At 69.9% G+C, this 24,857-nt stretch carries 27 protein-coding genes; 10 read left to right on the top strand and 17 right to left on the bottom strand.

What is annotated here, in order from left to right; all coding sequences use genetic code 11:
- Positions 1-277: 277 nt before the first annotated feature.
- Genes VFW66_14395 through VFW66_14380 form a run of 4 tightly spaced genes read right to left on the bottom strand, consistent with a single transcriptional unit; the run spans position 278 to position 3,121 of the window.
- Positions 278-568 carry a hypothetical protein gene (locus VFW66_14395; protein ID HEX5387890.1) on the bottom strand — a complete coding sequence of 97 codons (291 nt, stop codon included), beginning with the start codon at positions 566-568 and terminating at the stop codon, positions 278-280.
- Positions 543-1,559: an isocitrate/isopropylmalate dehydrogenase family protein gene (locus tag VFW66_14390; protein ID HEX5387889.1), complete on the bottom strand. Its 1,017-nt coding sequence runs from the start codon at positions 1,557-1,559 to the stop codon at positions 543-545. The genes VFW66_14395 and VFW66_14390 overlap by 26 nt, the downstream gene beginning before the upstream one ends.
- Positions 1,556-2,209: a hypothetical protein gene (locus VFW66_14385; protein HEX5387888.1), complete on the bottom strand. Its 654-nt coding sequence runs from the start codon at positions 2,207-2,209 to the stop codon at positions 1,556-1,558. Before VFW66_14385 ends, VFW66_14390 begins: the two co-directional genes overlap by 4 nt.
- A gap of 48 nt (positions 2,210-2,257) precedes the next feature.
- A complete protein-coding gene (locus VFW66_14380; protein ID HEX5387887.1) occupies positions 2,258-3,121 on the bottom strand; it encodes an SDR family NAD(P)-dependent oxidoreductase in 864 nt (287 codons plus the stop codon).
- A 113-nt stretch (positions 3,122-3,234) separates the two neighbouring features.
- On the opposite strand from VFW66_14380, the gene VFW66_14375 reads away from it, so the two are divergent.
- The 4 genes from VFW66_14375 to VFW66_14360 are packed head-to-tail and all read left to right on the top strand — an operon-like array spanning position 3,235 to position 6,576.
- Entirely contained in the window at positions 3,235-5,277 is a 2,043-nt protein-coding gene (locus tag VFW66_14375; protein ID HEX5387886.1) for a carbon starvation CstA family protein, read from the top strand.
- Entirely contained in the window at positions 5,267-5,452 is a 186-nt protein-coding gene (locus VFW66_14370; protein ID HEX5387885.1) for a YbdD/YjiX family protein, read from the top strand. Before VFW66_14375 ends, VFW66_14370 begins: the two co-directional genes overlap by 11 nt.
- On the top strand, positions 5,443-6,249 hold the full coding sequence (locus tag VFW66_14365; protein HEX5387884.1) for a TSUP family transporter: 807 nt from the start codon (positions 5,443-5,445) through the stop codon (positions 6,247-6,249). Before VFW66_14370 ends, VFW66_14365 begins: the two co-directional genes overlap by 10 nt.
- Before the next feature lie 42 nt (positions 6,250-6,291).
- Complete coding sequence (locus VFW66_14360) at positions 6,292-6,576, top strand: hypothetical protein (GenBank protein HEX5387883.1); 285 nt, start codon at positions 6,292-6,294, stop codon at positions 6,574-6,576.
- Here VFW66_14360 and VFW66_14355 read toward each other — a convergent pair.
- On the bottom strand, positions 6,494-7,429 hold the full coding sequence (locus VFW66_14355; protein HEX5387882.1) for a hypothetical protein: 936 nt from the start codon (positions 7,427-7,429) through the stop codon (positions 6,494-6,496). The two genes, VFW66_14360 and VFW66_14355, sit on opposite strands and share 83 nt — an antisense overlap.
- Before the next feature lie 41 nt (positions 7,430-7,470).
- Complete coding sequence (locus tag VFW66_14350) at positions 7,471-8,805, bottom strand: MFS transporter (protein HEX5387881.1); 1,335 nt, start codon at positions 8,803-8,805, stop codon at positions 7,471-7,473.
- A gap of 57 nt (positions 8,806-8,862) precedes the next feature.
- On the opposite strand from VFW66_14350, the gene VFW66_14345 reads away from it, so the two are divergent.
- Positions 8,863-9,885, top strand: coding sequence for a hypothetical protein (locus VFW66_14345; GenBank protein ID HEX5387880.1), 1,023 nt, complete (start codon positions 8,863-8,865; stop codon positions 9,883-9,885).
- 12 nt (positions 9,886-9,897) lie between these two features.
- Here the strand turns inward: VFW66_14345 and VFW66_14340 are convergent, their stop codons facing one another.
- The 5 genes from VFW66_14340 to VFW66_14320 form a co-directional block, all read right to left on the bottom strand.
- Positions 9,898-10,890 (bottom strand): hypothetical protein, encoded by a 993-nt coding sequence (locus tag VFW66_14340; protein ID HEX5387879.1) that lies wholly within the window; start codon positions 10,888-10,890, stop codon positions 9,898-9,900.
- Positions 10,891-11,022: 132 nt separating this feature from the next.
- Entirely contained in the window at positions 11,023-11,547 is a 525-nt protein-coding gene (locus tag VFW66_14335; GenBank protein ID HEX5387878.1) for a hypothetical protein, read from the bottom strand.
- 113 nt (positions 11,548-11,660) lie between these two features.
- Positions 11,661-13,265: a DUF885 family protein gene (locus VFW66_14330; protein HEX5387877.1), complete on the bottom strand. Its 1,605-nt coding sequence runs from the start codon at positions 13,263-13,265 to the stop codon at positions 11,661-11,663.
- Positions 13,265-14,245: a sugar phosphate nucleotidyltransferase gene (locus VFW66_14325; GenBank protein ID HEX5387876.1), complete on the bottom strand. Its 981-nt coding sequence runs from the start codon at positions 14,243-14,245 to the stop codon at positions 13,265-13,267. Before VFW66_14325 ends, VFW66_14330 begins: the two co-directional genes overlap by 1 nt.
- 3 nt (positions 14,246-14,248) lie before the next feature.
- Positions 14,249-14,614, bottom strand: coding sequence for a cupin (locus VFW66_14320; GenBank protein HEX5387875.1), 366 nt, complete (start codon positions 14,612-14,614; stop codon positions 14,249-14,251).
- 289 nt (positions 14,615-14,903) lie between these two features.
- Here VFW66_14320 and tnpA point away from each other — a divergent pair, with 289 nt between their 5' ends.
- Positions 14,904-15,356, top strand: coding sequence for an IS200/IS605 family transposase (gene tnpA, locus VFW66_14315; protein ID HEX5387874.1), 453 nt, complete (start codon positions 14,904-14,906; stop codon positions 15,354-15,356).
- A 105-nt stretch (positions 15,357-15,461) separates the two neighbouring features.
- Here the strand turns inward: tnpA and atpH are convergent, their stop codons facing one another.
- From atpH to VFW66_14285, 6 genes are all read right to left on the bottom strand, one after another.
- Positions 15,462-15,998, bottom strand: a complete 537-nt coding sequence (atpH, locus tag VFW66_14310) for an ATP synthase F1 subunit delta (protein ID HEX5387873.1) — start codon at positions 15,996-15,998, stop codon at positions 15,462-15,464.
- Positions 15,995-16,525, bottom strand: a complete 531-nt coding sequence (atpF, locus tag VFW66_14305; GenBank protein HEX5387872.1) for a F0F1 ATP synthase subunit B — start codon at positions 16,523-16,525, stop codon at positions 15,995-15,997. Before atpF ends, atpH begins: the two co-directional genes overlap by 4 nt.
- 43 nt (positions 16,526-16,568) lie before the next feature.
- On the bottom strand, positions 16,569-16,829 hold the full coding sequence (gene atpE / locus VFW66_14300) for an ATP synthase F0 subunit C (GenBank protein HEX5387871.1): 261 nt from the start codon (positions 16,827-16,829) through the stop codon (positions 16,569-16,571).
- Between the two features lie 277 nt (positions 16,830-17,106).
- Positions 17,107-18,054, bottom strand: coding sequence for a F0F1 ATP synthase subunit A (gene atpB / locus VFW66_14295; GenBank protein HEX5387870.1), 948 nt, complete (start codon positions 18,052-18,054; stop codon positions 17,107-17,109).
- On the bottom strand, positions 18,051-18,473 hold the full coding sequence (locus VFW66_14290; protein ID HEX5387869.1) for a hypothetical protein: 423 nt from the start codon (positions 18,471-18,473) through the stop codon (positions 18,051-18,053). The genes atpB and VFW66_14290 overlap by 4 nt, the downstream gene beginning before the upstream one ends.
- Positions 18,474-18,486: 13 nt before the next feature.
- Positions 18,487-18,672 carry an AtpZ/AtpI family protein gene (locus VFW66_14285; protein ID HEX5387868.1) on the bottom strand — a complete coding sequence of 62 codons (186 nt, stop codon included), beginning with the start codon at positions 18,670-18,672 and terminating at the stop codon, positions 18,487-18,489.
- Between the two features lie 166 nt (positions 18,673-18,838).
- Between VFW66_14285 and VFW66_14280 the strand changes: the two genes are divergently transcribed.
- From VFW66_14280 to VFW66_14265, 4 genes are all read left to right on the top strand, one after another.
- Positions 18,839-19,858 carry a MoxR family ATPase gene (locus VFW66_14280; protein HEX5387867.1) on the top strand — a complete coding sequence of 340 codons (1,020 nt, stop codon included), beginning with the start codon at positions 18,839-18,841 and terminating at the stop codon, positions 19,856-19,858.
- 203 nt (positions 19,859-20,061) lie between these two features.
- Positions 20,062-21,075 carry a hypothetical protein gene (locus tag VFW66_14275; GenBank protein ID HEX5387866.1) on the top strand — a complete coding sequence of 338 codons (1,014 nt, stop codon included), beginning with the start codon at positions 20,062-20,064 and terminating at the stop codon, positions 21,073-21,075.
- Positions 21,076-21,236: 161 nt separating this feature from the next.
- Positions 21,237-21,704, top strand: coding sequence for an ester cyclase (locus VFW66_14270; protein HEX5387865.1), 468 nt, complete (start codon positions 21,237-21,239; stop codon positions 21,702-21,704).
- 150 nt (positions 21,705-21,854) lie between these two features.
- The coding region (locus tag VFW66_14265) for an AAA family ATPase (protein ID HEX5387864.1) at positions 21,855-24,857 on the top strand (3,003 nt) is incomplete at its 3' end.

The following is a 24,857-nucleotide window of genomic DNA, read 5'->3' as shown; positions in this document are numbered from 1 at the left end:
TCGTACACAGCGCCAACGATGGTGACAGCGGAATCAAGAGAAAAGACCGTCGCGGGGTCGTAGCTCCCGAGCGGGACGCGTTGCTCGGAGGCGCCGGATGGGAGATTGAGGGGAAAGGTTCGGCGCACCAGTATTCGGCCGTCGTTGTAAATGGTTAATCCAGTCGACTGGGCGGTTAGAGGGGTCACAAGGCAGGCCGTAAGGGCGGTAAAGGCGCTAAGGATCGACGGCGCGACGCACCGGAGCGCCGCGCGCACCCCGGAGATTCCCTTGTCGCTCATTTCACAAACTCCATCGCAATCCTCCCCGCGATCCGCCTTACCACCAGGTACGTCACCAGCACCGCGATGATCCCCAGCAACCGCGCCATCGGTTGCGGCGGGATCCTGAGCGCCACGTACAGGCCCATCAACGCCGCTGCCAGCAGCGCCGCCCGCGACGATATTTTCCGCGCACGCGCCTCCCGCTCCCACCGGCACTCCGGGCAGAGCGCGCCCCACGCGAGTCCAGGCACCCGGCGGCCGCATTTGGCGCACGGGACCTCAGGCAACCCGCTGAGCGACGGCATCGCCGAACTCCTGCGTGGTCGCGGTGCCGCCCAGGTCGCGCGTGCGGATGCACTGGCGCACGATCACGTGCTCGATGGCGGCGCGGATACGCCGCGCCGGCTCCAGCTCGCCCACGTGGTCGAGCATCATTGCGGCACCGAGGATCTGCGCGGACGGGTTGGCCATGTTCAACCCCGCGATGTCGGGCGCGCTCCCGTGCACCGCCTCGAAGATGGCGGCCTTGGTCCCGATGTTGGCCCCGGGGGCCAGGCCGAGCCCGCCCACGAGCCCGGAGACCTCGTCGCTCAGGATGTCGCCGAACATGTTGGTCGTCACCATCACGTCGAACTGCTCGGGGCGCATGACGAGCTGCATGGCGCAATTGTCGACGATGATGTCGTTGGAGCGGATCCGGCCGGCGTATTCCTGCGCGATCGTGCGCCCGACCTCGAGAAAGAGCCCGCTCACCATCTTCAGAATGTTCGCCTTGTGCACGATCGTCACCAGCGTGCGGCCGTGGCGCAGTGCGTACTCGAAGGCGTAGCGCACGATCCGCTCGCAGCCCACCCGGGTGACGATCGCGATCGATTCGCCCACCGCGCGCGGGTCTTCGCCCACGGGGACGAAGTGCTCGACGCCGCTGTACAGTCCCTCGAGGTTCTCGCGCACCAGCACGATGTCCACGTGCTCGAACCGGGCGCCCGGGATGATCGTCCGTGCCGGGCGGATGTTGGCGAAGAGCTCGAATTCCTTCCTGAGGCCCACGTTCACCGAGCGGAAGCCGGTGCCGATCGGTGTCGTGAGCGGCCCTTTGAGCGCGAGCCGGTTCCGGCGGATGCTCTCGACCGTGGCGTCGGGCAGCGGCGTGCCGGTGGCCTCCACCGCCGCCACGCCCGCCAGCTCCTCGTCCCAGTTGAACCGGAGTCCCGTTGCCTCGAGCACCTTCACCGTCTCCGCCGTGATTTCGGGCCCGATGCCGTCGCCCGGAATCAACGTCACGTCGTAGGTCATTGCGGCGGGATTTCGGCGGGAAGCACGAGGGCGAGTGCGGCGGTGAGCGCCTCCGGCGGCGTGGCGCCCAATCCCCATGCGAGCGTCCGCCATGCGACCGATCCGTTGCGGGTGTCGGCCAGTACGAGCGAGAGCTCCGCGCGGAGCGCGCCGCTCGTGTCGCGGGTGAAGCTGAGCGCCGCCGGCACCATGGCGAACCGACCGCCGCTGAACGCCGTGACTTGGCGGAGCGAGGTGCGGAGCGGATCGGGTACGCGCTTGAGCTTGGGACTCGCGAGCACGGCCTGCCCCAGATGATCGGGCTCGGGCATCATACCGGGGTTGCGGCGCGCGAGCCGCCGGAGCGCGGCGGGCAGCACCCACGTCACCTCGGGCGCGCGCGACTCGAAGCTCTCCCCGATGATCGAATCGGCCCAGGCAAGCGTGCGGCGCCGCTCGCGGTACGGCGCGAACGTCGAGTCCGCCGTGAGCGCGGGGTCGGCCGCGGCAAGCGTGAGCGGCAGCAGCGGGATCGATTCGCCGGCGAGCGCGGATGCGAGCAGCGCCTTCGTGTCCGTCCCCTGCGCAACCGCGCGTGACACCGGGGCGAGCGACGTGCCGATCGTGAGCAGGGCGAGCAGAACAACCCGGCGGGCCCGGTCGGCCGGCAACGGCGGATTGCGAATGGGAGACCTCGAGGCGCGGGACTGCGGCAAAAACTATTCGAGCGAGAGCCCCCCGTCTACGGTGATGGTCTGGCCGGTGATGTGCCGGGCGTCCTCGGAGCAGAGGAATGCGATCACCCGGGCCACGTCGGTCGGCTCCGCCACGCGGCCCAGGATGGAACTCTTCTGCGCCCGCTCGATGACCTCCTTCGGCAGCATGCGCATCCGCTCGGTGCGCACGAACCCCGGTGCCACCGAGTTCACGTTCACGTTGGACGGCCCGAGCTCGACGGCGGCGGCGCGGGTGAGCCCCAGCAGCGCGGCCTTGCTCGCCGCGTAATTCGAGACGCCGAACCCGGGGCGGTCGGCCTGGTGCGCGCTCACGCTCACGACCTTGCCGTAGCGCTGCCGCCGGAAATGCGGCGCCACCGCGCGGATGCAGTTGAACGCGCCGGTCACGTTGGTGTCGAGCACGTCCTGCCACGCCTCCGAACTCAGACGCCAGAGCGCGCCGTCGTTGGCGATGCCGGCGTTGTTGATGAGATAGTGGGCGCCGCCCAGCCGGGCCCGGGCCTCCTGGACGAAATGCTCGATGGCCGAGCGGTCGCGCACGTCGCAGCGGGCGGCAAGCACCCCCACGCCCATGGAGGCGAGCGCCGTTTCGGTGAGCAGCGCCTGCTCGCTCACGTCGCGGCCGGGGAGGTTCACGTAACAGAAGGCGATGTGGCAGCCCTGGCGGGCAAACTCGAGCGCCACGGCTCGGCCAAGGCCGGTGGCGCCGCCGGTCACGATGGCGACCTTGCCCTGGTGTCCTTCGGCGATTGGTTGGGGCTGCTCCTTCTCCAGGAGCGCGGAGCCCTCCGCCGGCTCGTCCCGCCAGGCGGGCCGCTGTCCGAAGCCAAAGAATGACGGAGGCATGGGGAGTCGAAAGTACGGCGCCATAAGGACATCGGCAAGGGAGCAGGCCCGCGGCCGCCACGCCTGCCGCCGCCTTGTTGCCCGCCCGGCGCCCGGCGATACTTTCCTCTGTCATGCCCCTCATTAATAGACTCGCCTGGCTCGGCGTTGCCGTCGTCGGCGCCGTCGCCTGGGCCGTCCTTGCCCTGAGCCGCGGCGAATCGGTGAACGCCGCCTGGCTCGTGCTCGCGGCCGTCGGCACCTATCTCATCGGTTTCCGCTTCTACAGCCGGTTCCTCGCGAAGAAGGTCTTCGAGTTGAACGACCGGCGCGCCACACCGGCCGAGCGGCTGGAGAACGGGCGCGACTTCGTGCCGACCGGGCGCTGGGTGCTCTTCGGCCATCACTTCGCCGCGATCGCGGGACCCGGGCCGCTCGTGGGGCCGGTGCTTGCAGCACAGTTCGGATACTTACCCGGCACCCTCTGGATCATCTTCGGCGTCGTGCTCGCCGGCGCGGTGCAGGACTTCATCATCCTCTTCATCTCGATGCGGCGCGACGGCAAGTCGCTGGGCCAGCTCGCGCGCGACGAGATCGGCCCCCTCACCGGGCTCCTCGCGATGGTCGCGATCCTCGCCATCATGGTGATCCTGCTTGCCGTGCTGGCGCTCGTCATCGTGAACGCGCTGCGCGACAGCCCGTGGGGCGTGTTCACCCTCGCGTGCACCGTCCCGATCGCGCTTCTCATGGGTTTCTGGATGCGGGTGATCCGCCCCGGCCGCACGCTCGAGGCGACGCTCGGCGGCATTCTGCTGCTGGTGCTGGCGCTCGTCGCGGGCCGCTGGGTGGCAAACTCGCCGTCGCTCGCGCCGATCTTCACGCTCTCGGCGCCGGCCATCGCGGGCTGGCTCATCGCCTACGGCTTCGCGGCGAGCGTGCTGCCGGTCTGGATGCTCCTCGCCCCGCGCGACTACCTCTCGACCTTCATGAAGATCGGCGTCATCCTGCTGCTGGCGCTCGGCATCCTGCTGGTGCTGCCGCCGCTCCAACTTCCGGCGGTGACGCGCTTCGTGGACGGCACCGGTCCGATCTTCGCGGGCAAGCTCTTTCCGTTCGCTTTCATCACCATCGCCTGCGGCGCCATCAGCGGATTCCACGCGCTGGTCGCGTCGGGCACCACGCCCAAGATGCTGCGCCGGGAGACCGACGCCCGCTTCATCGGCTACGGCTCGATGCTGATGGAGTCGTTCGTCGCCGTGATGGCGATGTGCGCCGCGGCCGTGCTCGATCCCGGCGTATACTTCGCCATCAACGCGCCGCTCAGCGCGCTCGGCGGCTCGCTCGATTCGGCGGCGCGGGTCATCAGCACCTGGGGGTTCACGGTGACGCCCGAGCAGATGCAGGCGCTCGCCGCGACGATGGGCGAGCACACCCTGCTGGCCCGCACCGGCGGCGCGCCGTCGCTCGCCGTCGGCATGGCGCACATCTTCAGCCACGCGTTCGGCCCGGCGCTCACCGCGCTCTGGTACCACTTCGCGATCCTGTTCGAGGCGCTCTTCATTCTTACCACGCTCGACGCCGGCACCCGGGTCGGCCGCTTCATGCTGCAAGACCTCGCCGGCCACGCGTGGGAGCCGCTCGGCCGCACGTCGTGGTATCCCAGCGTGGTGCTCTCGAGCGCGTTGATCTGCGGCGGCTGGGGCTACTTCCTGATACAGGGCGTGCGCGATCCGCTCGGCGGCATCAACTCGCTCTGGCCGCTCTTCGGGATCAGCAACCAGCTCCTCGCGGCGGTGGCGCTCTGCGTCGGCACCACGGTCCTCATCAAGAGCGGCAAAGCGCGCTACGCCTGGGTGACGCTGGTGCCGCTCGCCTGGGTGCTGGTCGTGACGCTCACGGCCGGTTGGCAGAAGATCTTCGCGCCCGAGCCGAGGCTCGGGTTCCTCGCGCACGCCGCGGCTACTGCGGCGGAGGCGGCGAGCGGTGCGATAGACCCGGCGCGCGCCGCGCGGCTCATCTTCAACGACCGGCTCGATGCGCTGGTCGCCGGGGTGTTCTTGCTGGTCACGGTGGTGCTCGTCCTCGCGTGCATCCGCGAGTGGATCCTGATCCTCGCGCGGCGCAAGCAGCCGGAAATGCGCGAGGCTCCGTTCGTGGAGACAGCCTATGCGGCGTGACGCGCTCGCCCGTCTGATCGCTGCGTTCCGGCGCATCTTCGGCATGCCGGACTACGCCGCGTACGTCGCGCACCTGCGCCGGCACCACCCCGAGCGCGCGCTCCCGACCGAGCGCGAATTCTTCGACGAGTACATCCGCGCGCGCTACAGCGGCGGGCCGACTCGGTGCTGCTAGGCGGCCCGGCCGCCACGCCGGCGACGGGCACCGCCGTCGCCGGGACGACCATCGCCGCGCTCTGCGGATTCGCCTTCCTTGCGGGCTTCACCGATTCGATCGTGGGCGGGGGCGGGCTCATCCAGGTGCCGGCGCTGCTCGTGCTGCTGCCGGGGGCGCCGGTGCCGGTGCTCTTCGGCACCAACAAGCTTGCCGCGAGCATGGGAACCACGGCGGCGACGGTGCGCTACGCCCGCGGCCTTCGCATCGACTGGCGTGTGTCGGTGCCGGCCGCGGTGGCGTCGTTCGCCTTTTCGTTCCTCGGCGCGCGGGCCGTGAGCACGATCGATGAGTCAGTGCTCCGCCCGCTGGTGCTCGTGCTGCTCGTCGGCGTCGGTGTCTATACCTGGCGCGCGCGGGACTTCGGCGCCGTCCACGCCCCCAAGCTCTCTCCGCGTGAGGACGTCGCGCTGGCCCTCGCCGCTGGCGCCGCGCTCGGCTTCTACGACGGGTTTTTCGGGCCGGGCACCGGCAGCTTCCTCATCTTCGTGTTCGTGAGCCTGTTCGGCTTCGACTTTCTCGCCGCCACTTCGTCGGCCAAGGTCGTGAACCTCGGCTCCAACCTGTCGGCCCTGCTCTACTTCGGCGCCACCGGCCAGATCCTCTACCGCGCGGCGCTCCCGATGGGCGTGTGCAGCGTGGCGGGCGCTACGCTGGGGAGTCGGCTCGCGCTCACCCGCGGCACCCGGCTCGTGCGCGGGTTCTTCCTGCTCATCGTGGCGGCCCTGATCGTGCGGCTGGGGTACGACTTGCTGTAGCGCTGCCGTCGCCGCGCGGGCGCGCCGGCGAGCACAGTGCTGGTGACCACCCTGGAGCGCACGGTCCTGCCCGGCGGCACGCCCGACCCGAAGAAGCCGACTGATCCCGACGCGGCTGCCCGCTGGCGCCGCCGCTACGCCGCCGCGCTCCGCTGCTTCAGGGCCGCCCACATTCCCACCGTCGCCGACGAGGCGGCCGGCGCCGAGGCGTACGTCGCGATGCGCGCCCGGTGGGACCGCTACGTCACCGCGCTCGCGCCGTATCTGGGCCACTCGATGCAGGAGATCGATCCGGCTGCGGCGGGAGCCGCGCAATCCAGTCGGTGAGCCAGCGTCCGGTGCGGTCGATGACTGCCGCGCTATCGTTCTGGAGAAAGGTGTAGCCGCCGCGCATGAGGCTGCTGTCGGCATATACTCCGCGCGCCTTGACCCTGGCGCGCGCGTCGAGCAGCGCCTCGAGGCTCTCGCGCGTGCCGATCCAGACGAGTCCGTCGGAGGCGCGCACCGCATAGCGCTTGATCACCTTGAAGCTGTCCGGCGATACGTACACCCGTGTAAGCAGCGGAATGAGCGCGGGGTCGGTGAAGTACGAGAGCAGCGTGAGATAGCGCACCCGGAACTCGGCGCTGTCCGCCGAAAGAAAGCGCGCCACCACCGAATCGCGCGCGCCCGCGCTTAGGCGGCCGAGCACCCAGGCGTCGCCATGGTTGTAGTCGCGCGTGGGGATGCGCGCGAGGATGTCGGCCAGCACCGCCGAATCGCCTTTGACCGCGCGGCGCCGCTCGAGGAGCACCGCCTGCACCGACGGCTCGATATCGGCCGCCGACACGCCCGGATTGTTGGGGATCGGAAAGGGACCGGCGTTCTCGAAGAAGCGCCGGATCTTGCGCGCGCTGTCCGCGGCCTCTGGGTCGCGCAGCATCGCGATGCGGGTGAACGCGACAAGGGCGTTGTCCCACGAGCCGGTGCCGTTGATCGCATGCGTGACCCAGGGCCAGAGGCTTCGCGCGCGCTTCGCATGCAGCAGCCGCTCCACCGTGTCGGCCACCGGCGTGCCCTCGCGCAGCGCCTCGTGCAGCTCCGAGTAGTTGGCCCGGCCCGGTTCACCCAGGCGAATCTGCACCTGCGCTGCGGCCGGGCGCGCGCCGAATACCAGCGCAGCTTGAGCCGCGATCGCCATGCCCGCGATTCGGCGTGCCGCAAACCTCGCCCAGCATATCGTTACTGCCCGCGCCTCCTCCATGCCGATGCCGTCTCCGTCTGATGCCTTGGCGAGAGCGCGAGCCATGCGGCCACCGCGACCGCGCTTGCCGCCGCCGAAATCCAGAACGCCGTACGTCCGCCCGCGCGCTGGTAGATCTCGCCGAAGATGATTCCCGCCGGCAGCGCGGCGAACCCGATGAGCGCATGGTACGCGCCGAACCCGCGTCCGGTTCGCACCGGCGCGAGCCGCGCCACGAGCGACCGCTCCGCCGATTCGGTGAGCCCCGCCACGAGCCCGAAGACGAGGAACACGGCCGCCATCGCCGCCGCGCCGAGTGCCAGCCCCATCACCGCCGCGACCGCGGCGTACAGCGCGCCGCCCCCGGCCTCGGTGCGCCGCGGCCCGATCCTGTCGCTCAACCATCCGCCCGGATACGACCCCGCGCTCCGCACCACATGCAGCGCCGCCCACACGAGCGGTACCACTGCGACCGCGACGCCGGCATCCTGCAACCGGAGGAGGAGCAGCGTCTCCGGCAGCCGGGTAAACGTGAGCCCCGCCAGCGCCAGCACCGGCCCCCAGAACACTCGCCCGGTGGCATCGGCGGCTGGGCGGGCAGGCGGACTGGCGGCCGGGCGGCCACCACTTACCCGGTCCCTGTTCGGGAGCGGCGCAGAAGGGGCCGGGGGCGGAGCCGACTGTGCGCTTGTCGGCGGAGCCCCCGGCCCCTTCTGCGCCGCTCCCAGCGCGCGATCTCGACTGGCGAGCTGTCCGCCCGTCCGCCTGCGCAGCACCACCGCCAGAACGCCGAATGCCACCAACCCCGGCACGACGCTCCACTCGATCACCTGCCGCACGTCCGCCCCGACCCGCAGAAACCACCACGCGGCCACCGACCCCAGCACCGCGCCGAAGTGGTCCGCGCCCCGGTGAAATCCGAACGCGCGCCCCCGCTCGTCCGGCTTCGTCACCTCGGCGATGAGCGCATCGCGCGGCGGCGTGCGCACGCCTTTGCCCACCCGGTCGATCACCCGGAACCCGATCACCTGCCAGGCCGCGCTCGTGACCGAGATGAGCGGCCGCACCAGCACCGCGGTGAGGTACCCGGCCAGGATGAGCGGCCGCCGCCAGCCCGGCCGGTCGGCCAGCCGCCCGCTGCCCCACTTCACCACCGCGCTCGTGAGGTCGGCCGCGCCGTCGAGCGCGCCAAGCGCGACGGCGCCCGCGCCGAGCGTCCCGGTGACGAACGCCGGAAGCAGCGGGTACACCATTTCGCTCGCAAAGTCGTTGAACAGCGAGACGAGCGAGAGCCCCTTCACGGCCCGCGGAATGCGCGCGCGGGCCGCGCTCACGCGGGCCTCAGGCACCGGCGGTGGCGGTCATACGGGTGGAATATAAGTTTCCGGCTCATGACCACCCCGGCCGGCGGGTTCCGCGAGTCCAATCTGTGGTCCACGCCGATCCGCGACCTCGGCCTCACCATCGAGGGTACCCGGCTCGCGCCGATCGTGGCGGAGTTCCAGGACGAGCTGCGCCGCGCGGGCCTCACCCGGCTCGAGCCCCGCTTCTATCTCTCCACCGAGTGGGGCGTCCCGTTCGAGACGGTGGCGATCGCCATTCCTTTCTATCTGGCGCGCGCCGAGCTGACCGCACTCCACGCCGAGCAGACCGGCCACGTCGAGGGCTTCGACCGGGCCGACATCCTGCGCTACCTGCGCCACGAGATGGGTCACGTGGTGAACTACGCCTACCGGCTCTACGACGAAGAGGAGTGGATCCTGCGCTTCGGCTCGATCACCCAGCCGTACGCGGAGGACTACCGGCCCGAGCCCTTCAGCCGCCGCTTCGTGCGCCACCTGCCCGGCTGGTATGCGCAGAAGCACCCCGACGAGGACTGGGCCGAGACCTTTGCCGTCTGGATGACGCCGGGGCTCGATTGGCGCGCCGAATACGAGGGGTGGCCCGACGCCTTGGCCAAGCTCTGCTACTGCGACGCCGTCATGGGGGGGCTCGCCGACCGCGACCCGCTGGTCACGGCCGCCGAGCTCGACGAGGACGTGGGCGAGCTGACCTACTCGGTGGGGAAGTACTACGAGAAGTTCGCGGTCGAGTCGCCGGAGTTGCCGCCCGGGCTCGACGGCGCGCTCAAGGCCATCTTCGAGCCGCGCGGTGACGACCCGCACGACGCCCAGCTCCGCCCCGCCGCCGAGCTCGTGATGCGGCTCGAGCGCGAGCTCATGAGCAACGTCTATCGCTGGACCGGCCACTTTCCCGAGCGCACCCGAGTGCTGCTGCGCCGGCTCGCCGCGCGCGCGGCCGAGCTCCGGCTGGGCTACGCGCCGGCCGACGAAGGCGCGGTGTCGATCGGCCTCACGACGCTCGTCACCGCGCTCGCGATGAACCACGTGCACCGCGGCACGTATCTGCCGTGAGCCGCCGATGCCTTACCGGCCGTTGCCGCCGCCGGTGCGCTCCACCGCCAGGCTCACGATCCGCTCGATGAGTCGCGGATAGTCGAGCCCCGCCGCTTTCGCCGCCATCGCGAACTCGCTCTCCCGCTCGAGATAGCAGCTCGCGTTCACCTCGAGCACATAGATCTCGCCCGTGTCGGTGAGCCGGAGATCCACCCGCCCGTAGTCGCGCACGCGCACCGCGCGGTACGCGTCCACCGCGACCTTCTGCAGGCGGGCGCGCAGCTCGTCGGGGAGTGCCGCGACCACGGTCTTGGTTCCCTTGTACTCGGCGCTCCCCTCTTCCCACTTGGCCTTGCTGTCGAGCACCTTGGGCGAGCCTTCCGGCAATCCGCTGAAATCGACCTCGATCGGCGGCAGCGCCTTGGCCGGCCCGTTGCCGAGCACACCCACCAGGAACTCACGTCCCTCGATGAACTCCTCCGCGATCGCCGAGTCGTTGTAGTCCTCGTGGATGGCCGCTACGCGCCGCATGAGCTGCACGGCGTCGTGCACGATCGACTTGCGCCCGATCCCGATCGATGAATCCGAGCGCAGGGGCTTCACGAAGAGCGGCATCCTGAGATTGCCGCCCGTCTCGAGCGCCGAGTCCTTGGAGAAGACCGCGAATTTGGGATAGGGGATGTGCTCGTACGCGAGGAGCTTCTTGCTGAGGCTCTTGTCCTGGCTCAGGTACAGCTCACCGGGGCCGCATCCGGTGTAACGCAGGCCGAGCAGATCGAGCAGTCCGGTGACGGCGATGTCGCCGAAGACGTCGTCGGCGAACATCTCGACCAGGTTGAAGACCAGCTCGGGCTTGCGCCGGGCGAGGCCCGCGATGAGCCGCTTCACGTCGCCGTGCACCCCGAGCACCGATACGCGATGGCCCAGGCGCCGGAGCGTGCGCGCGATCTGCGGCACGACCGGATCGTATTCCCTGGAATTTTCGTCCGGACTGTCGAGGTAGGTGACGACGGTGATCTTCATGCCACGTCCGCGTGAGAGGACCCGCGCCGGGCGGTTCCCTGCAGCGGCGCGGTGCGCGACGTATCGCTCGTTCAACGCGTGTCATGAAGAATGACCGCATGCGCCGCACCGCGCCAGTGGCGGGCGCGTCGTTCAGGAGCGCCCTGCGCCGCGCGCGATGTCGTCGAGCAGTTGGGTGACGAACGAAGACTGCAGAACGCAGCCGCTGCCGCCCTGCCGCTGTGCGTCGAGCGAAACCACGCTGCCGAACTTCGCCGGCTTCACCTGCACGTTGAACGTCACGTGCGTCACCGTCGTGTCGGCGGGGAGACCGCCCGGGCAGCTCACGCGATCGCTCGGCCGCGTCGGCCCCCACGTGCCGCGCAGGTCGAGCGGCACGCTGCGCACGACGCCGGACGTCTGATCGGCGGTCTGCACCGGAATGCCGAAACGGGAAAACGTGGCGAGCGTGGCCGTGACCACCGATCGCGCGTCGGCGTTCACCTCACGCGTGAACTGCTGGCTGCTCGGCAGACCGCCCGCGTTGCCGCCTCCGCCGCCCAGACATGCGGTGGTGGCGAGTGTGGCCGCGGCGGCGAGGGCGGCCGCCGCCGTGCGCGCCGCGCGCCGCGTCGAGGCGCGCAACGCCAAACGTTGTCTCACGAGTTCGTATCGCATGATTCCTCCAGATGGCATCGTTGCAGCCTGGGGGATGGGTGACACGGACGCCATGAGCCAGGTCACGTTCAGAGGGGTGGTCGGGGCGGTAAGGCCGGTAACGCCGCGCTGCACTACTCGCCGAGGCCCATGCTCCAGCCCGTGAGGCCGGGGGGAAGACCGCCGCGCGCGAGCACTGCACCGTGAAAGCGGTATAGCTCCGATGGCGTTGCGGATGACTCGTCGGGTTCAGATACGCCGGCTGCGGTGCGGAGGCGCACAAGCTCGCGGCGGCCGGCCTCGGCCGCGAGCAGTTCGGTTGGACGCGCGGCGGCTCGCCGCACCGCCCGCTCGGCGCGGGCGCGCGGCCAGCCGGCCCACTCGGTGGCGAGCGCCGCCGCGTCGGCCGGCGCCATCTCCCGCGCGTGGAAGCTCACGTCGATCGCGAGCGACACCACGGCGTCGAGTTGCCGCGCCAGCGCGAGCAGCCGCTCCTCCGGCGTCGCGTAGAAGCCCGCGCCGCCCATCATCTGCTCGGCATAGAGCGACCAGCCTTTGCGCGCGGCGACCCCATCGAGCGCACGGCGCACCGCGCTGTCCGCCGCGCGCTGTGCCGCGGCATGCTCGTGCCGGCCGGGCACTCCGGCGCGAGCCGCCACGGCCGCAACCTCGGCCCGCGCGAGCGGCGCGCCGACGAGGAGGTGCGCCGGGTCGCCACTACCTCGATAGAAGACCTCGGGCAGAAGCGGCTCGAGCACCGCCGGTGTCGCCGAGATCTCGAGGGGTGCATCGATGACCGGCACGAGCGCGCGCCCGGCCGCGAAATGCCGCGCCCGGTCGACCGCCTCGCGGAGCGCGGCCACCCGATCGGCGACATGCTCCGAGCGCAGGCGCGCGACGACCTCGCGCCAGTCGCGCCCGGCTGCAACTTCGCCCGCCGCCGCGGTGAGCGCCCCATCGAGCTCGGCCCGCGCCGCGAGCGCGCCTCGCCAGAGGCCGCCGGCGCCCGTCCCGATCGCGTGCTCGTGATGCAGCCGGAGCTCGAACCGCTCGCGGCCGAGCGCGGCGGCGTGTGGATTCGCATCGGGCTCGATCTCGCCGCGCAACGCCGTGCCGAACTTCCTGAGCGCCTCGAGCGCGGCACCGGTTGCTGCCTCCATCACCTCCGGGCCGCCCGGCGCATGAGTGCCCAGGACGGCGGCAACGTGCACGAGGAGCGCGCCGGTGGCTCCGAGCAGCAGCAGTGCGCGGTCGGTCAGAATGGCGGGAGGGCGCTGCAGCGTCGCGCGGGCGGCATCGAGGAACGCGGGGACGTCGCCGATGATGCCAGATACCGCGACGACGGCGCGCGCGGGGTCGGGGCCCGCGGGGTCCGCGTCGAGCAGGAGTGTCGTGAGCCCGTCCGCCACGTGCTCGATCCAGAACCCGGGGTCGCGCGCCTGCGGCCGCTCGTGCTCGAACCGTGCGATCGTGGTGCGGATCCGGTCGAGCAGCGCGGTGCGGTCGATCTCGTCCTGCACATCGTCCACGTCGAGCTCTTCCACTGCGCTCGCGACGGCGCGGAACGCGGCCAGATGCTGCCGCATCGAGTCGGCGTCGAACCGGCCGAGCTGGTGGCGCTCGCCCGCGGCCCCGTGCGCTGCCCCACCGCCGTCCGCGCCATCGCCGGCCCGACCCGCCGGCGTCAGGTGCCGCTCGAGATCGAGATACGACTCGAGCAGCCGGTCCATCCGCTCCATCACGCCCTCGCGGTCACCTCGGCGTCGTCACCCAGCGTGGCGCTGCCGGTCAGCCCATCGACCACCACGCGGTTCCCGAGCAGCGCGCCGTCGAGCCTCGCGTGGCGCACCCGCGCGTCGCGACCCACGATGGCGTTCCGCACCGTGCTGTCGGCGATCGCCGCGCCCCGCTCGATCGAAACGTTGGGTCCGATCGTGCTGCGCTCGATCGTGACACCATCCTCGATGTAGACCGGGTCCTCGATCGTGACGCCCGGGAAGTCGCGCCGCCGCGCGGCGCCCTTGCCGAGCAGCATGGCGTTGGTCTCGAGTAGCGTCCCCACCGCGCCGCAGTCGTACCACCCGCCCACCTCGGCCGTGTAGATGCGCTTGCCGTGCTCGATCATCCACTGGAATGCGTCGGTGAGATACCACTCGCCCTTGTTCTGCGGCGCGGCGAGCACGTGATCGATGCCCTGCCAGAGGCTGTCGACGGCGCGGATGTAGTAGAGTCCGATGTTGGCGAGCCGCGAGATCGGCTCCTTCGGCTTCTCGACGATCCGCGTCATGTACCCCTCGGCGTCGGTCACCACCACGCCGAAGCGCTGGTAGTCCTCGACCTCCTTCGCCCAGATGATGCCGTCGGCGTCGATCCGGTTCACCAGCGTGAGGTCGGCCTCGAAGACGGTGTCGACGAAGATGATGAGGACCGGCCCGTGCACGAACGGACGCGCGATGTTCACGGCGCCCGCGGTGCCGTCCTGCACCTTCTGCTCGATGAAACGCGACGGGATGCGATAGCGGGCGCGGGCGTAGGCCTCCACCTGCTCCTTCAGGTGGCCGGTGATGAAGATCAGCTCCTCGACCTCGAGCCCCTCGAGCCGGTCCATCACCCAGTCCATGACGGGGCGGCCCGCGACCTTGAGCAGAGGCTTCGGCACGAGGTGCGTGTGGGGACGGAGCCGGGTGCCTTTGCCCGCGAGCGGAATGATCACCTGCATCGCCTAGCCTCGCCCGTAGCGGTCCTCGAGTCGGACCAGGTCGTCGAGGTCGGCGGTCGATGCCTCGAGTACCTCGCTGTCCACCACCGCCTCGATCTGGTGGACCAGCTTGGGCGGGATGTGCGCCGTCTCGCCCTGCCGGAACGGCCGAGCCACCAATTCGCTGCCCTGCCGAGTGCGGAGGATCAACTCGCCGGAGAGCACGTGCATCGTCTCGTCCTTGCGGTTGTGATACTGGAGGCTCAGGATATGGCCCGCCTTCACGTGGAGGACCTTGCCGACATACCGGTCGGTCCGGGCCCACACCAGCTCGTGGCCCCACGGCTTCTCGACTCGATACGGCACCTCGCGATGCTGCACGTCCGCCATTGCTCCTCCGCGTAGCCCGTGAGTTGCGCGCAGTGTGCGTCGCGCCCATGGCACGCAGGCCGCGCGCAAACGGCGCGCAAATGGCGCGCAAACGGCGCGCAAACGGCGCGCAAACGGCGCGCGGGAATTATACACGGATGCGCGCGGGGCATCCGGGCCCGGCGCGGCGGCCGCGCGGAAATCCGCCCCCGCGCGCGTGCGACGGATCATGGCCCCGGTGCGCCGCCACGCAAGATTGCGCAGGTTCACCGGCGGCCTCGGCCGCCACTCCCCCGCGGCCAGCCCGCCCATGCCCGAGACCCACGTCCATCTGCGCGTGCACCTCGTGTGGAGCACCCGGCACCGGCGCCCCTGGCTCGACCCCGAGTGGCGCGTGCGCCTCTTCGCCGTCGCGAGCGGCGCGGCCGAGCGCTGTCGCGCCAGGCTCATCTGCGCGGGCGGCGTGCGCGATCACGTACACCTCTACGTCGAGCTGCCGCCCACCCGCACGCTGGCCGAGCTGGTGAACGCGCTCAAGGCGGGCACCGCCCGCTGGATTCAGGAGAGCTTTCCGCACCGCGCCGGCTTTGCCTGGCAGCACGGATACGCCGCATTCAGCGTGGCGCAGGACGAGGAAAATCGTCTGCTCGACTACATCCGCCACCAGGAGGTGAGCCATCGCGAGCGGGATTTCACCGGCGAATACCTGAGCCTGCTGGAGCACCACGGCATCGCCTACGATCTCCGCGACGTGCTGGACTGAGCGCGGCCGGCCAACGCGCGCAGTGGCGCACGAGTGGCCGCGTCACCGCCCGGAAACGCCGCGGCCCACCGTTCTCGGGTGGGCCGCGGAGATGCTTCCATGGGTTCAGCGCGCCAGCAGTTGCCGCCTGAGTCTCGTGAGCCGCCGGCGCACCGAGCCGTCGTACACCCGCTCGCCCACGCGCACGATTGCGCCGCCCAGAATGGCGGGGTCCTCGTGCACGGCCGCAATCACCTGCTTGCCGAACACCCGGCTCAGGCTCTCCTCGATGCTCCGGCGGAGCGCGTCGTCCGGCCGCCGCGCCACCGTGATGCCGGCGCGCAGCCGGTTGAGCTGGAGGTCCACCAATTTCAGGTATTCGGTCGCGATCTCGTGCAGGAGCGGCGTCCGCCCGCGCTGCACCACCGCTTGGAGGAAGAGCACGAACGGGCGCGGCGCATCGGTGAGGCCGGCGGCCAGGAGCCGCGATTTCTCCCGCTTGGAGACCCGCGGTGACATCAGCATTGCCTGCACCTCGGGCGTCGTCTCGACCACGCTCGCCACGGCGTCGAGCAGCTCGCCATAGTGCTCGGTGGCGCCGTGCTGCTCCCCGAGCGCAAACAGCGCTTCCGCGTAATTCCTGGCGACCGTCACCGACCTCACCGGGTCGGCTCCAGCGTCGACAGATAGTTCTCGACCAGGCGGCGGTCGGCCGCGTCGTCGAGCCGCTGGCTCACGAGCTTGGAGGCGGCCGCGAGCGAGAGGTCCACCGCCGCACGCCGAAGGTCGGCCACCGCCCGCTCGCGCTCGGTGCGGATTTCCCGCCGCGCGCGCTCGAGCAGCTCTTCCTGCTCCTGGCGGGTCTTCTCCAGCGCGAGCGCCCTCTCGCGCTCCGAGGCCGACCGCGCCTCGGCCAGCAACCCCTGCGCCTGCGCGCGCGAATCCGCGAGCAGCCGCTTGTGCTCTTCGAGCAGACGCGCCGCCTCGGCGCGGTTGCGGTCGGCCTCGGCCAACTGCTCCTCGAGCCGCCGCTCCCGTGCCTCCACGGCGCCCAGCACCTGCGGCCACGCCCACTTTCTGAGCACGAGCAGCAGCAGCAGGAAGATGATGACGGTCCAGAACATCAGGCCGCCCTCGGGCGTGAGCGGCCCGCCCGAAGCTTCCTGCGCGGCCGCGATCGTGTTCAGCATGCGTTTCCCTCGTGGCGCGGCGCGCCGCGCCGGCATCCGGTGGCTAGTACGCGATCTTGCTCTGGATCAGGAACGCGATCACGCCGACGAAGAGCGCGACGCCTTCGACCAGCGCGGCGGCGATGATCATCGCCGTCTGGATCCTGCCCGTAGCCTCCGGCTGGCGGGCAATACCCGCGCTCGCATCGCCGCCGATCCGGCCGACGCCGATACCCGCGCCGACCGCGCCGAGCCCGGCGGCGATTCCCGCGCCGATGAGACCATATCCCTTTCCGGCCGCCGTCGCGGCGGCCGCGTCCTGCAGTACCGCAAGCAGGTGCAGCATGAGTCACTCCTCAGAGAGTGCAAGGGAGATCGACTCTCATTTGCGCCCGCCGCGCGCCGGCCGACTCTCCCGTCTCGGCCCCGCCACGGTAACCCGCCAACGCCCTGCGGCCCATCCTCTCCGCAAGGCAGCGAGCCTCATCCGCCCCCCGGCGGATTACCCCCGAAACCGCGCAAGCGCCCGCGATCCCGTTTCAACACCTCACCACCCCCCTCTCCTTCCCCCTCCGCCCGACCGGCTGACCGCCCGCCCGCCCTCAGTGCGCTTCGCGCATCAGGCCGATAAACACCGCCGTCAGCAGTGCAAACACAAACGCCTGCAGGAACGCGACGAACACATCGAGCACCATCACGCCGGTCCCGAGAATCGACGCACTCACCCCGACCGCGTAGCTCTGAAAGACGAATGCGAGGCCGATCAGGGCCAGCACCAGCACATGCCCCGCGATCATGTTCGCGAAGAGCCGCACCGCGAGCGCGAACGGCTTGGCCAGCTTCCCGATGATCTCGATGGGCGTGAGGATGACGAGGAGCACGACCTTGAGGACAGTGCCGCCCACGCCGCCCGGCAACCCGTGCGGCAGATAGAAGATCGTGCGCAGATACCCCTTGGGTCCGAGCGCGATCATCCCGCTCACCTCGATCACGATGAACGCGACGATCGCGAGCGCCGCCGTCACCGTGATGTTGCCCGTTGGCGTGGCGCCCCACGGCAGCACCCCCATCAGGTTCATTACGAGAATGAAGAAGAAGAGCGTCAGAATGAACGGCGAGTATCCCTCGCCGTGCGGACCCACGTTGGGCAGCACCACCTCCTGCCGCATCCAGAGGGCCATCGCCTCCATCGCGCCGGCAAATCCGGTCGGCGGGCGGCCCCGCGCATCGGCCCGCGCGATGGCTCGGCCGCTCAGCACGAACGTGAGGGCGACGATGACGGCGGCGAGCACCATGAAGATCATGTGCTTGGTCGGCGAGAGGTCGAGCGCGAACCCGCCGATGCGGATCGGTTCCCACCGCGGCAGCGCTACCTTGCCGGCGTACGGCAGCTCGATGGCGTGCTCGTTGCCGATGTGCTCCGGGATGTTGATCTCGGTGCTCTCGGTCGGCCTCGAGTGGTGCACCGGTTCCTGCGCGCGGACCGGGACGGTCCCCGCGAGCAGCCCAAGCGCCATCAGCGCGCCGGCCCAGCGGGCTCGGATCTTCATGCGTTGTGTTCCCCGCGAGTGGTGTTGCCGTCCGGCGCGCGGGTGGGGCCGCGCCGGCTGTTCTGCTTCATGGCCGTGACCGCCTCGACCGCGAGCATCGCCATCATCGTCGCCACGAGCGACAGGAGCGCGGGCGCCGCCGCCCATCCGGCCGACCAGCCGAGTGCCGGCAACGCGACCAGCGCCACGAGCACCAGCACCGTCACCCGCATCAGCATGCCCGCGCCCCACACGATCATGAACCGGTCGGTGCCGAGCGCGCTCACGGCCCACCAGCCGAGCGGCCCCTGCAGCACCAATCCCACGACGACACCGAATCCGATCTCGCGCTGCACCGAACCCGGCGCGAGCGCCGTCGCAAGCGCACCGGCGGCGCCGGCGAGCGCGTACCCGGCGAGATAGCGCATCGCGCTCGTCACCTGATCGTCGTCCCTACTGGTCGCCGTCCTTGTCCCGCAGCGCGCGAATCATGGTCGCCATGGTGCCCGCGAAGGCGAGCGCCGCGCCCGCGATCGTCGCGATCCCCCCGGTGCCGAACCTTCGATCGACCCACTGCCCGAGCCAGACCAGCACCAGCAGGCTGGCCGCGAGTTGGACTCCGAGTCCGGCAAACCGCATCGGTCCCGGGCCGTCGGACCCCGGGCCGTTTGGCTCCGGAGGCGGGGGCGGGGGTGTCACGGCGAAAAACCTATGCCCTTGTGAAATATTTCGCAAGCATCCGCAAGCTGGCGTCTGCGCCCATCTTCCGGGTAATCTGCAAGGCGAACCCAGCACCCGGAATCTCATGACTGCCACTGAGCCCGCCACCCACGACGATGTTCGCCAGCTCGAGCGCCTGGTCGGCGCCGTGGCCCGGCTCCGCACCCAGGTTGCCCAGCGCATTGTCGGGCAGGAGGAGGTTGTCGACGGCATTCTCACCGCGATCCTCGCGGGCGGCCACGCGCTGCTCATCGGCGTGCCGGGCCTTGCCAAGACGCTCATGGTGCAGACGGTGGCCGAGGCGTTGCAGCTCTCGTTCAACCGGGTGCAGTTCACCCCCGATCTCATGCCGGGCGACATCACCGGCACCGATCTGATCGAGGAAGATCTCACCACCGGGCGGCGCGCGTTCCGGTTCGTGCCCGGCCCGGTGTTCTCCAACGTCGTGCTCGCCGACGAGATCAACCGCACGCCGCCCAAGACCCAGGCGGCGCTGCTCCAGGCGATGCAGGAACATCAGGTGACCGCAGCGGGCTCGACGTACGCGCTCCCCGACCCCTTCTTCGTGCTCGCGACGCAGAACCCGATCGAGCAGGAGGGCACCTATCCGCTGCCCGAGGCGCAGCTCGACCGCTTCATGCTCGAGTTGCGAGTGGGATATCCGAGCCGGCGCGAGGAAGAGGCCATCGTCGAGCAGACCACCGGCTCCGCGCGCGGGCGGCTCGAGCCCGTGCTCGACGCGCCCTCGGTGCTCGCCATGCAGGCGCTCGTCCGCCGCATTCCCGTTTCCGCCGGCCTCATCCGCGCCGGCGTGAGCCTCGCCCGCCTCACTCGCCCGGGCGACCCCGACGCGCCGCCCTTCGTGAAGGAGTTCGTGGAATGGGGCGCGGGCCCGCGCGCGTCGCAGTATCTCGTCTTGGGCGCCAAGGCGCGGGCCGCGATGGCCGGGCGCCCCATGGCCGACCTCGACGACGTGCGCGCCGTTGCGCCCGCGGTGCTCCGCCACCGCGTTGTGACGAATTTTGCAGCCGAGGCCGCCGACCGCACTGGCGATGACATCGTGCGAGAGCTGATCGGCGGCCGCGCCTGGCTCGCTGGCCCCTGACTTGCCCCTCCGGAGCCGCTGAGCGAGCGGCTCCGATGCCGCAACGCCGCTGGAAACAATCCGTTAGCCAACTGGGAGGGCCTCTGATGACGCGCCTGCGGCAGGGATTCGCGTACGCTCTCGTTGCGGTTTGCACGGCGGCGGCGGCCGGCTGTAGCGGCGAACCCACCGCCCCTTCCGCCACCCTGAATGACCCCGCCGGCTTGCAGTCGGACGTCGGCGACCTCGGGACGCCGTTCGATGCGCCGGTGTTCAAGAGCTTCGGGGTAGTTTCGCTTACGACGGGCGGGACGCCCGCCCCGCGGGCCGTTGCATTTCTTCGCGCGATGAGCCCGAGCCATGCGATGGCCGGCGATTGGACCGCGCTCCGCCGCCAGACGGCTGCCGCGGCGGCGCTTCGCCCGAGCTTCGCCACGACCACGGTGCTTCCGCCCGCCGCCATGGGCAAGAGCTACGTCTGGGACTCGAACCAGCAGCAGTATGTCGAAGGCACCGGCTCGGCCGGTCCCGCGCCGTCGAACGGCGTGCGGTTCGTGCTGTACGCGGTCGATCCGCTCACCTCGAAGCCCGCGACCCCACTGGTCGAAGTGGGTTACGCCGATCTCATCGACGAGAGCACGTCGGCGGCCGCCGCGCTCCGCGTCAAGATCGTGGGCGGCGCCACCACCTACGCCGACTACGTCATCTCGGTGAGCGGCTCGTCCATCGCCGCCACCTTCGAGGCGTCCGGGTTCATCACCGATGGCACCCACCGGCTCGACTTCGACGACACGCTGAGCGCCTCGTCGAACCAGGCCACCGTGGACTTCCAGCTCTCGCTCGACCAGCCGGCCGTCACCGCGCGCCTCCAGGCGACGCTCAACGTGGGCAATCCCACGTCCACGCTCGGTGCCACGTTCACGGTGACCCGCGGGACGGAGACGGTCGTGCTGGATGGAACCCTGACGATCACCGAGACGCAGTCCTCGGAGTCGCTGTCCGAGAGCTTCACGGTCAAGGTGAACGGGAACGTCTTCGCGACCATCACCGCGAGCGGCGAATCCGGCTCGCAGGCAACGGTCACGTACACGGGCCCGGGCGGCCGCGACCTCACGACCGATGAGCGGAACGCGCTCGATGCCATGCTCGAGGCACCGGGCACCCTGGCCGATCTCGCCGACCAGGCGCTGGCACCCGCGTCCGAGCTGGTGGGCGCGAGTCAGCCGTCGGGGTTCTGACCGGCGGCACGGTCGAAGCTCGGTGAGGTAGTACCTGCGCCGGAGTTCCGGGTTCGGAACTCCGGCGCAACCCTTTCGTAGTGTCGGTGCATCTAAAGCGCGTCCACCCCGCTCGGGGAACGGACGCAGTCACCGGTGGAGTCCTACGGAAGGAGATTGCGATGAGGAAGGGATTGGCCTCGGTCGGCCTCGCCCTCGCGGCGCTCGCCGCATGGGGCGGCGCGACGACCGCGGCGGCGCAGAGCCCCGATCAGAACCGGGCGATGTTCGCCGTGATGGTGAATCAGGTCATGAACGACGGCAACCTCGGGTTGGTGGATGACATCGTGGCGAGCGACGTCACCAGCAACGGCGAGCCCGTCGGGCGCGAGGGCTTCAAGGCGATGGTGCAGCAACTGCGCGCGGGCGCGCCGGGGTATCACGCCACGGTCGAAGACGTGGCGACGCAGGACGACAAGGTGATCGGCCGCATCAGCGAGACCGGAGCCGCGCCGGACAGCCGGATCATCGTGCTTCGGATCGTCGACGGCACCGTCAAGGAATACTGGACCTTCAACGACGAGCCCGCGCTCAGGAAGCAGTTCGGGCTCGGTGGCTCCGCGGCGGCTCCCTCGACCAACTCGTATTGACCGCTCGGCACTGACCGCGCGACTTCCCACCGACCCCGCCTCGGGGGCGCCGATTTGACGGCGCCGCCGGGCGGGGTTAAGTCGTCTCGGACGCCACGTTTGATGCTCGGTTGAGCCTCGCGGCGTACTCTGGGCCACCTCCGAGGCGCCATGGACCCACGCTGCTTTCTCCAGACACTGGGCCAGCCGGCGCTCTCGGGGCCGACCGGGGACCCCATGCGGTTCCGGGTGAAGAAGCACCTGGCGTTGCTCGTCTATCTCGGGGTCGAGCCGCGCGTGGCGCACCGTCGGGATCACCTCGCGGAGCTGCTCTGGCCGTCCGCGCCCTCGTCCGAGGCACGCCATTCGGTTGCCACGGCCGTCTCGGTGCTCCGGGCCAAGTTGGGCCCGGGCGCGCTCGAATCCACCCGCGACACCGTCCGTCTCGCCAGCGACTGCCTCGCCGTGGATCTCGCCCGTCTCGAGGCGGGGGACGTGCTGGGCGACGAGGTCACGCCACCGCTTCACGTCGACGCATTTCTGGCGGGCTTCGACGTGCCCGATGCCGACGAGTTCGACCGCTGGGCCGAGCGGCAGCAGGCGCGGTTGCTCCCGCGCATCGTCGAGGCATTGGAACGGCTCATCGATCGCTGCCGCCGCACCGCCAATTCCCGTGAGATGGAGCGGCTCGCCGACCGGCTCGTGGCGCTCGACCATCTGAGCGAGGAGGCGGTCCGGGCCAAGATGGAGTCGCGCGTGTTCGCGGGAGATCGGCTCACGGCGCTCCGCATTTTCGAGGAGTGGCAGGAGCAGCTCAAGGCGGAGCTGGGCGCCGCGCCGTCGGAGCTGGTCGAGGGCATCGCGATCCGGCTGCGCCGGCGCGGGTGGGAACGGACGACCACGAGTCACATCGCGAGCGTGCCCACCGACCAGTGGCAGCATCGGCCGTTCGTCGCCCGCGGTGCCGAGTACCGGGTGCTCTACGAGGCGTGGGAGGCGAGCCGCGACGCGAGTCCTACCCATGTGCTGGTGCAGGGCGACTCGGGGATCGGGAAGAGCACGATCGTCGAGCGGCTCTCGACGGCGGCGGGGCTCGAGGGCGCGAGCGTGAGCCGGGTGCAATGCTACGAGCTCGATCGCGAGCTGCCGTACGCGGTGGTGACCGGGCTGGTGGTGGGGTTGTTGAGTCGCCCCGGTGCCGCGGCGACGCCGCCGGAGGCGCTGGCGGAGTTGTCGCGCACGGTGCCGGAGGTGCGGCAGCAGTTTCCGGCGATCCCGCCCTGGATCGACAGCCAGGGTGAGGCGGCGCGGGTGCGGCTGGCGGAGGCGTTCCAGCAGCTCGTCCTGTGCGTGGCGGAGGAGCATCCGGCCATTCTAGTGGTGGACGACATGCACCTCGCGGACAACGCGAGCCTCGCGGTGTTGCACTTGTTCATTCGGCGAACGCTCACCCAGCCGTACATGCTGGTGCTCACGGTTCGCCCGGGCGAGCTGGACCAGGCGCCGATGGCGTCGCGTCTCCTGGAGACCGCCACGGCGCTGGGCTTCCGGAGGATCGAGCTGGGGCCGCTCACGGAGGACGAGAGCGTCGAGTTCGTGAAGTCGCTGATTCCGATCGACGAGCCTCGGCCGGTGGGGGCGGTGCGGCGGGCGATAATCACAGCGGCTGCCGGGTTCCCACTGGTGCTCGAGCTACTCGTAACGGATTGGCAGAAGAACGGCGAGAAGTCGCTCGCGCTCGCGATGGGCGCGATGACGGCGGAATTGGGCGCAGACTCGCGGAACTTGTCGCCCTACGAGCTGATTTTTGAGCGCGTCAGCCGAGCGCTCGATGCGACCGCGCGCAACGTACTCAATCTGGCCGCCGTGCTCGGCCATCGCCTGAACGATCTCGACATGTACAAGCTGGCGGATCTCCACACGGGATCGATCATGACGGGCCTCACGCGCCTTAGAGATCTTCGCGTGCTTCGCGAGGGGACCCAAGGTCTGGAGTTCGTCAATGAACTGCTGCGCGGATGTGCCTATGCATCGATCCCATCCCCGGTGCGGCGAAGCCTGCATTCGAAGGTTGCAGATTGCCTGCTGCTGCTACCGCCGGCCACTCAACACGGACTCGAGCTTGCTTGGCATTGCATTCGGGGCGGACGCGCGCACGAGGCCTCGCCGCATCTGGTCAAAGGAGCGGCCCACGCAATCTTCTCCGGAGCACCGCACGAGTCGGAACGCGGTATTGCCACGGGGATGCAGTTCTTACAGAACGGTGATCGCGAGCTTGGGCGCGTCCTGCTGGCGGAGGCGTTGCAGGAGCAGGGTCTATGGCAGGAGTCTCTCGCGGCGCTTGATCAACTTGGTGACACGCAGCAGCCTAGCACGATTGATCGCATCTCCGTATTGCGGATCTACGCGTCACTCCACCTGAGTCACTATTCGGCGCGGGAGCTTCGAGAGAATCACGGGACCCTTCTGAACCTTGTCGCAACCAGTACGGACCCTGAAGTACAGGTCCGTGCCGCTTTTGCCGGCGCCAGCTTGTGCACCGCGCTGAACGACTCTACATCTGCGAGACGGATGTACGAGCTCGCGCACCCTCCCTTTGCACGCCTAGAAACGCTTGACCATCGCTTCCGTGCTGCCTGCGCGCAGGCGGCCCTCGCGTACGAGGCCGGCGACCTTGCGGCTAGTCGGGCACACCTCGACTCGATCTGGTCACTTATCGACTCGTCGGGGATGGCCAATGCCACTGTCGTGCGGCTCCACAGCATACTAGGGGCAAATGAAGCCGCGCGCGGACACTACGAAGCAGCGAGGCAGCACTATGTCGACGCGCTCAGAATGGCGCGGCGACTGGGGAATGAGACTCGGCAGCGAAACTGCCTAGCGAATCTCGCCTTATGCAATGGGCGGTTAGGCAGAATTCCCGAGCAGCTGCGATGCGCCGACGAAGCGTTGGAACACCTCAACTCGCGATTTCTTTCGTACTCAGACGTTCACGCAGCGTATTGGAAGGGGGTGGGCCATGCCCACCTCAGCCAGCGCGACTCCGCCATGGACGCTCTCGGGCGCATCGATGAGCGGATTATGAACGAGGGCCCCGCCTGGTTCCCTCCGGTTTGGCAGTTGATGAAAGCGGATGTGCTGCTACTCATCGGGAAAGAGCTTGCAGCAAAGGCT

This window comes from Gemmatimonadales bacterium (genome assembly GCA_036279355.1).
GTDB lineage: Bacteria > Gemmatimonadota > Gemmatimonadetes > Gemmatimonadales > GWC2-71-9 > DASQPE01.
Note: the sequence above shows the minus strand (reverse complement) of the source record. Positions and strands in the feature narration are given on the sequence as shown.

Excerpts from the sequence above, each read along its gene's own strand:
- atpF (HEX5387872.1), bottom strand. The coding sequence starts at position 16,525 with ATGCTGAACACGATCGCGGCCGCGCAGGAAGCTTCGGGCGGGCCGCTC.
- VFW66_14380 (HEX5387887.1), bottom strand. The coding sequence starts at position 3,121 with ATGCCTCCGTCATTCTTTGGCTTCGGACAGCGGCCCGCCTGGCGGGAC.
- VFW66_14320 (HEX5387875.1), bottom strand. The coding sequence starts at position 14,614 with ATGGCGGACGTGCAGCATCGCGAGGTGCCGTATCGAGTCGAGAAGCCG.
- VFW66_14270 (HEX5387865.1), top strand. The coding sequence starts at position 21,237 with ATGAGGAAGGGATTGGCCTCGGTCGGCCTCGCCCTCGCGGCGCTCGCC.
- VFW66_14280 (HEX5387867.1), top strand. The coding sequence starts at position 18,839 with ATGACTGCCACTGAGCCCGCCACCCACGACGATGTTCGCCAGCTCGAG.
- atpB (HEX5387870.1), bottom strand. The coding sequence starts at position 18,054 with ATGAAGATCCGAGCCCGCTGGGCCGGCGCGCTGATGGCGCTTGGGCTG.
- VFW66_14355 (HEX5387882.1), bottom strand. The coding sequence starts at position 7,429 with ATGGCGATCGCGGCTCAAGCTGCGCTGGTATTCGGCGCGCGCCCGGCC.
- VFW66_14375 (HEX5387886.1), top strand. The coding sequence starts at position 3,235 with ATGCCCCTCATTAATAGACTCGCCTGGCTCGGCGTTGCCGTCGTCGGC.
- VFW66_14370 (HEX5387885.1), top strand. The coding sequence starts at position 5,267 with ATGCGGCGTGACGCGCTCGCCCGTCTGATCGCTGCGTTCCGGCGCATC.
- VFW66_14390 (HEX5387889.1), bottom strand. The coding sequence starts at position 1,559 with ATGACCTACGACGTGACGTTGATTCCGGGCGACGGCATCGGGCCCGAA.
- VFW66_14285 (HEX5387868.1), bottom strand. The coding sequence starts at position 18,672 with ATGCGGTTTGCCGGACTCGGAGTCCAACTCGCGGCCAGCCTGCTGGTG.
- VFW66_14335 (HEX5387878.1), bottom strand. The coding sequence starts at position 11,547 with ATGCGATACGAACTCGTGAGACAACGTTTGGCGTTGCGCGCCTCGACG.
- VFW66_14340 (HEX5387879.1), bottom strand. The coding sequence starts at position 10,890 with ATGAAGATCACCGTCGTCACCTACCTCGACAGTCCGGACGAAAATTCC.
- VFW66_14325 (HEX5387876.1), bottom strand. The coding sequence starts at position 14,245 with ATGCAGGTGATCATTCCGCTCGCGGGCAAAGGCACCCGGCTCCGTCCC.
- VFW66_14330 (HEX5387877.1), bottom strand. The coding sequence starts at position 13,265 with ATGGAGCGGATGGACCGGCTGCTCGAGTCGTATCTCGATCTCGAGCGG.
- VFW66_14345 (HEX5387880.1), top strand. The coding sequence starts at position 8,863 with ATGACCACCCCGGCCGGCGGGTTCCGCGAGTCCAATCTGTGGTCCACG.
- tnpA (HEX5387874.1), top strand. The coding sequence starts at position 14,904 with ATGCCCGAGACCCACGTCCATCTGCGCGTGCACCTCGTGTGGAGCACC.
- VFW66_14395 (HEX5387890.1), bottom strand. The coding sequence starts at position 568 with ATGCCGTCGCTCAGCGGGTTGCCTGAGGTCCCGTGCGCCAAATGCGGC.